The sequence below is a fragment of the Siphonobacter sp. genome (genome assembly GCF_048595215.1).
Classification (GTDB): Bacteria; Bacteroidota; Bacteroidia; order Cytophagales; family Spirosomataceae; genus Siphonobacter.
The window spans coordinates 1-6,615 of the sequence record NZ_JBMDWJ010000064.1 but is presented as its reverse complement, the minus strand read 5'-3'; the positions used below and the strand labels follow the sequence as shown (position 1 = coordinate 6,615).

Below are 6,615 nucleotides of genomic sequence, written 5' to 3'. Positions count from 1 at the left end.
GCCTGAAGCGTGGCGTTGACGCTTTGGCAGACGCGGTTAAAGTAACCCTCGGCCCTAAAGGTCGTAACGTAATCATCGATAAGAAATTTGGCTCTCCGGCCATCACCAAAGATGGGGTAACGGTAGCTAAAGAAATCGAGTTGAAAGATGCTCTGGAAAACATGGGTGCTCAACTCGTGAAAGAAGTAGCTTCTAAAACGGCTGATCAGGCTGGTGATGGTACCACGACGGCTACGGTTCTGACGCAGGCGATCTACTCGATCGGTGTGAAAAACGTAGCAGCGGGTGCAAACCCAATGGATCTGAAACGCGGTATCGATAAGGCCGTAGGTAAGATCGTTGAAAACCTGAAGTCACAATCACGTGCCATCAGCACTTCCAAAGAAATCGCTCAGGTGGCTACCATCTCTGCCAACAACGACCACGAAATCGGTACGATGATCGCCGACGCCATGGACAAAGTGGGTAAAGAAGGTGTCATCACGGTTGAAGAAGCTCGTGGTACTGAAACCGAAGTAAAAACGGTAGAAGGTATGCAGTTTGACCGCGGTTACCTGTCTCCTTACTTCGTGACGAACCCGGACAAAATGGAAGCCGATCTGGATCGTCCCTTCCTGCTGATTTCTGAGAAGAAAGTTTCTTCGATGAAAGAACTGCTGCCCGTACTGGAGCAAGTAGCTCAAACCGGTCGTCCCTTGATCATCATTGCGGAAGACGTAGACGGTGAAGCTCTGGCTACGCTGGTGGTTAACAAAATCCGTGGTGCCCTGAAAGTGGCTGCCGTAAAAGCTCCTGGTTTCGGTGATCGTCGGAAAGCTATGCTGGAAGACATCGCGATCCTGACGGGTGGTACGGTAATCAGCGAAGAGCGTGGTTTCAAACTCGAAAATGCTTCGATTGAATACCTGGGTCAAGCTGAAAAAGTCCTGATCGACAAAGACAATACGACGATTGTAAACGGCGTAGGTGCGAAAGAGGACATTACGGGCCGCGTAAACCAGATCAAAACGCAGATCGAAAATACGACTTCGGATTACGACCGTGAGAAATTACAGGAACGTCTGGCGAAACTGTCAGGTGGTGTAGCGATTCTCTACATCGGTGCAGCTACCGAAGTTGAAATGAAGGAGAAGAAAGACCGCGTTGACGATGCTCTGCACGCAACTCGTGCGGCCGTTGAAGAAGGTATCGTAGCGGGTGGTGGCGTAGCCCTGATCCGTGCCGTTGCCGCTCTCGAAGGCTTCAAAGGTGACAACGACGACCAAACGACGGGTATTAACATCATTCGTCAGGCCGTTGAAGCTCCCCTGCGTACGATCGTAGCAAACGCCGGTGGCGAAGCTTCGGTAGTTATCAACGCCGTGAAACAAGGTACGGCTGATTACGGTTACAACGCTCGCGAAGACCGTTACGAAAACATGATTGCAGCCGGTATCATTGACCCGACGAAAGTAACGCGTCTGGCTCTGGAAAACGCTGCTTCGGTAGCGGGTCTGTTGCTGACTACTGAATGCGTAGTAGCTGACAAGCCTGAAGATAATCCTGCTCCTGCTGCCGGTCCTGGCGGAATGGGTGGCATGATGTAATTCATAGATCATTCTTTAATAGCCTCTCCGATCACTCGGAGAGGCTTTTTTTATGGGTTTCGGTCTGGGAACGAACGTTACCCTCTGCTGTTACGGGCGATTGGGTCTCCCCGACTGATGCAAGTTTCCAAACTTGTACCTACAATTAGGCAGCTACTTACCTGCTGTCATCACCTAAATTACTCAGGAGAATCTGGCAGGTTTTTACTGCCGGATGGGGGTTACAGATTTATAAATCTGTAGGTTCCTAACTTAAAAGGCTTCTCACATTAGAGAAGCCTTTTCTATATACTTTAATGACCTTAATTCAATCGGAACCACTGGAAACCGTAGCCATCCATAGCCAGCGAATACGAACCTTCCGCAATAGGTTTAACCGTTTTTTTATTGAGTAAGTCCTGCAAAGATTTGCCTTTCCATTCGGCCATTCGCAGTTGAATGTTCTGTTTTTCCTTACTGAAATTATGGGCGACGACTATTGATTTATCTTTCCATTTGTACTGCATCACCAGTACTGTAGACGTCGTAGCGGGAAGAATGGTCCATTCGCCCCAGCCAATCTCCGGACATTCGCTACGAATTTTGATGAACTTCTTAATGGTATTCAGCAGTGATTTCTGGTCCTTTTCCTGCGTTTCTACGTTCACTTTCTGGTACGCATAATCCCCCTGACTGATGACAGGATGAAAGGTTTTGGATGCCGTAGAGAAGCCCGCATTTTTCTGGGTATTCCACTGCATGGGCGTGCGTACCGAGTTGCGTTCTTTCAGGCTCAGATCATCCCCCATACCAATTTCTTCCCCGTAGCGTAAACTTGGCGTACCCGGCAAGGCAAACAGTAAACTATAGGCTAGATCAATCTGCTTCCGGTTACCCAGCATCGGAGCCAGCCGGCGACGGATACCACGGTCGTACAAACGCATGTTTTCCTTTGGGCCGAATTTGGAGTACACTTCTTCGCGGGCTTCGTTACTCAGTCGACCCAGGTCAATTTCATCGTGATTACGTAGGAACCAGGCCCACTGATTCGCGGGTGAATGATCGCGGGTTTCGGTCAGAGCTTTCTTAAACGTTTCAATATTTTCAGAAGCGAGGGCTGAGAACAGGTACTGATTTCCGTAGAAGTTAAACATCATCTGAATTCCCTCGCCATATTTACCCAGGAATTTATCAGTTTCCTTGGGATCGACATTGGCCTCTCCCAGTACGGCAGCATCGGCTTTGTGCCACTGAATGTACTGCCGCAAACCATAGAGCAGATCAAATTGCAGCATGGGATTTTTCATGCCACTCTGCGGAATTTCCATGTAAAACGGAACTGCATCCAATCGGAATCCGGAAATGCCGAAGTCCAGCCAGTGTTTGACAATTTTGCGAATCTCTACTTCGACGTCTGGATTCTGGGCGTTCAGATCGGGCTGAAAATCGTAAAAGCGGTGGAAGTAGTACTCCTGAGCCAAGGAATCGTAGGTCCAGGTTTCCTTTTGTACACCGGGAAATACCATGCCTTCGTCGGCATCCTGGGGCCGTTCTTTACTCCAGACATACCAGGAGCGATACGGTGAGTTTTTGTCTTTACGGGCTGCCTGATACCAGGGGTGTTGATTAGACGTATGGTTAATCACCAGGTCAATAATCACCCGCATGTCGCGTTTTTTACATTCCTCGACCAATTGTTTGAAATCGGCATCAGTTCCGACGCGGGGATCGATCTTATAGAAATCCGCTACATCATACCCATCGTCTTCCAGAGGAGAGGGATGAAAAGGTGATAGCCAGATTACCGTTATGCCGAGGTCTTTTAGGTAATCCAGTTGCTGAATTAGTCCTTTGAAATCGCCCATACCATCCCCGTCGGAATCTTTGAAGACTTTTACGTCGAGGTTATAGATCAGGGCCCGCTTGTACCAGATTTCTTCGACAAAATCCGTCGGAATGGGTGCCGGTGGGGCGGTAGGTGCTTCGGTTTGGGCGAAAGTGAGCTGGGTAGTTAGACAAGCTACAAAAATAAGCCATTTCTTCATACAGCGGTGGGAATAGGGTTGATTATACGTTACGATTATCTACTTAAAAAAATGATACGAAGCATTTTTGCCCGTAACTCTCCCCAAGTCTTGAAAATGAATGCTTTGGTCGTAATCTGGCGATGGGTATTTGGCAGAACTTTTGCGTTTCCTTTTCTTTGATTACATGAAACGTTTTTTCCTCCTGCTGACCATCGCACTACGTATGCAAGCCGCTTTTGCCCAAGATCTGGAAACGATTTTTGAACGAACCAAGGGAGCCGAAACCCCCACCTATGAGCAGGGAATGACCTATTTCCGACGACTGGATCAGCAGTTCCCGCAGGTCCAGATGCGTACCATGGGTCAGACGGACTCGGGCGAGCCGTTGCATTTACTGGTCATTTCGAAGGATAAAAATTTTGATCTGGCCCAGCAGCGGAAGAAAGGGAAGGCCATCTTTCTCATCGATAACGCCATTCACCCCGGCGAACCCGACGGTGTAGATGCTTGTCAAATGCTTTTGCGAAACCTGCTCACGAGCAAAGACGGACTCAACCTACCCGACAATGTCGTGCTCTGCGTGATTCCTTTTTATAACATTGACGGAGCCCTGAACCGTAATTCGACCAGTCGGGTGAACCAGAATGGTCCGAATTCCTACGGTTTCCGGGCGAATGGACAGAACTACGATCTCAACCGGGATTTCGTGAAAGCCGACAGCCGCAATGCGATGGCCTTTGCTGAAATTTTTCATCTCGTTGACCCTGACGTTTTTGTGGATACGCACGTGAGCAACGGAGCCGATTACCAGCACGTAATGACGCTCATCGCTACGCAGCACAGTAAACTGGGTGGTGGTCTGGGTCCCTTTCTGCATACGAAAATGGAGCCCTACCTGTACGAGCAGATGAAAGCCAAAGGGTATCCGATGACGCCCTACGTGACCAACTTTGGGCCAAATGTGACGAAGGAAGGATTCAGCGGTTTCATTGACTATCCCCGGTATTCTACGGGTTTTGCGGCGATGTTCCAGACGCTCGGCTTCATGCCCGAAACGCACATGCTGAAATCGTACGAGCAACGCGTGAAATCAACGTATGAGCTGCTGAAAATCTATCTGGAATTCACGGTAACGAACGCCCAGGAAATCGTGCGTTTGCGAAAAGCCGACCGGGAAGCCGTTCGAACGCAGCAGGAGTTTCCACTGGCCTGGAAAAAAGACGAAAGCCGCTCCCGCCCTATTGAATTTCTGGGTTATGAACACGGATACAAACCTAGTGACGTATCCGGGCAACCGCGACTGTACTACGACCGCAGCAAGCCGTTTCAGATGAGCGTTCCGTATTACGACTACTTTGTACCGACGCTGAGCGTGAAGAAACCGAAAGCGTATCTCATTCCGCAGGCTTGGTGGCCCGTGATCGAACGGCTGAAAGCGAACCATGTAGTCATGAAACGACTCGACCAGGACACCACGCTGAGCGTAGAAGCGTACCGGATTGAATCGTACCAGACCTCGCCACGCCCCTACGAAGGGCATTACCCGCATTCGGACGTGAAGGTGAGTACGCATACCCAGACGATTCATTTCCGCAAAGGCGATTATTACATGGAATGCAATCAGGATAAGAACCGCTATCTGGTGGAGACGCTGGAACCAACGAGTCCGGAAGGTTTTTTTGCCTGGAATTTCTTCGATTCCATCTTACAGCAAAAGGAAGGCTTTTCGGATTATGTATTCGAAGATCTAGCGGCTGAATTTCTGAAAAGCCACCCGGAAGCCCGGCAAAAGCTGGAGGAAAAACGGGCTCAGGATCCTGCTTTCGCTAAAAATGGTCGGGCTCAACTGGACTTCGTCCATAAACTTTCGCCGTATTATGAACCCGAACACATGCGGTATCCGGTGTTTCGGATTTTGTAGAAAAAGGACTTTGTTTACCGCATTTCCAATGCTCATAAAACCGGACTTTCGCGTACGGTTTTGTTTTTTTTCGGCTGCTCGCACGAAATTTGTGCAAGTTTTGCAAATCTTTTCACGTATTCTTTACCGCCTATGCTCTTCATCTCAGGACTCAAGTACGCCGCCGTTTTTCTGTTGACTTTTGCTGTTGCCCCGCTGGCTCATGCGTTCATGGTTTCTGATTCGTTACGATTACGGGAAGAAGTTCAAACCGACACCCTACCGCCGGGCGTTGAAAATTTCCCGAGTTTAATTCAGGTGACCCGTCCCCCCGCCGATACGCTCAAACACTTCACCTACGCCATTACCCTGGGCGGTGACTACCGCAGCGGCAACGTACAACGGAGTTTGTATACGCTCGTCACGTCGTTTGATTACTTTAATCCCAAATCTATTCTGGGCCTGTATACGTCGCCCCGGTATACATACGGTACTATTAACAAAGAATTGCAGGAACGCGAGTTGTTCGTGGATCTGAACGCTACCTTATGGTACAATCAGCACGATGTCTATCTGATGGGATTTGGGGTGCACGAAGAAAGTAACCTGCGACAAATTTCCAATCGATGGTACGGAGGAGCCGGCTTTGGCTGGCGAATTCTGGGCGGCCGAAAGGTGCCCAATACGCTGGTGAAAATCTCCATGACGAATGCGATTATCTTCGAATACACAGACTTTCTAAACGCTGAAGACGTACGGGTGATTCGTAATTCTACCCGTATCCGGGTTGGTCTTACCAAAGATAAGCTAGCTTTTAATAGTACGGTTTTTGTGCAACCCGCTTTGAATACGGCCAACCTCCGCTGGAGTTCGCTGAGTACGCTGGCTTATGCCTTGGGTAAACGGCTAGCCCTATCGCTGACCGCCGATCATACGTATGAAAGTGTGGTACTGCCCGGCAAGAAACGTACAGATTTTCACTGGGCGATTGGTTTGACGTTTAAGAACTGACGAGCTGGGTACAGGTGCCCCGCATGGCATACGGGGGTAATCACGTTGCCCCCCCCGTGGTTAGGTATGGGGCTGCACGTTTCTAGCCGGTACTTGTCATTGAAATCGTTGG

Annotated in this window: 4 protein-coding genes; 3 read left to right on the top strand and 1 reads right to left on the bottom strand. The window is 49.4% G+C overall.

Translation table 11 applies throughout. The features are described 5' to 3' along the window. Window positions 1-2: 2 nt before the first annotated feature. Complete coding sequence (groL, locus tag ACOJTG_RS04055; protein ID WP_420152641.1) at window positions 3-1,586, top strand: chaperonin GroEL; 1,584 nt, start codon at window positions 3-5, stop codon at window positions 1,584-1,586. A 302-nt stretch (window positions 1,587-1,888) separates the two neighbouring features. On the opposite strand, the gene ACOJTG_RS04050 is transcribed toward groL, so the two are convergent. Continuing rightward, the gene (locus ACOJTG_RS04050) at window positions 1,889-3,610 is read right to left on the bottom strand and encodes an alpha-amylase family protein (protein ID WP_420152640.1); all 1,722 of its coding nucleotides are present in this window, start codon (window positions 3,608-3,610) and stop codon (window positions 1,889-1,891) included. Window positions 3,611-3,776: 166 nt separating this feature from the next. On the opposite strand from ACOJTG_RS04050, the gene ACOJTG_RS04045 reads away from it, so the two are divergent. Both ACOJTG_RS04045 and ACOJTG_RS04040 read left to right on the top strand, forming a co-directional pair. Continuing rightward, a complete protein-coding gene (locus ACOJTG_RS04045; protein ID WP_420152639.1) occupies window positions 3,777-5,513 on the top strand; it encodes a M14 family zinc carboxypeptidase in 1,737 nt (578 codons plus the stop codon). A 132-nt stretch (window positions 5,514-5,645) separates the two neighbouring features. Then, on the top strand, window positions 5,646-6,503 hold the full coding sequence (locus ACOJTG_RS04040; RefSeq protein ID WP_420152638.1) for a DUF481 domain-containing protein: 858 nt from the start codon (window positions 5,646-5,648) through the stop codon (window positions 6,501-6,503). Window positions 6,504-6,615 lie beyond the last annotated feature (112 nt).

Coding starts and splice junctions, on each gene's coding strand:
- ACOJTG_RS04050 (WP_420152640.1), bottom strand. CDS start 3,610: ATGAAGAAATGGCTTATTTTTGTAGCTTGTCTAACTACCCAGCTCACT.
- ACOJTG_RS04045 (WP_420152639.1), top strand. CDS start 3,777: ATGAAACGTTTTTTCCTCCTGCTGACCATCGCACTACGTATGCAAGCC.
- ACOJTG_RS04040 (WP_420152638.1), top strand. CDS start 5,646: ATGCTCTTCATCTCAGGACTCAAGTACGCCGCCGTTTTTCTGTTGACT.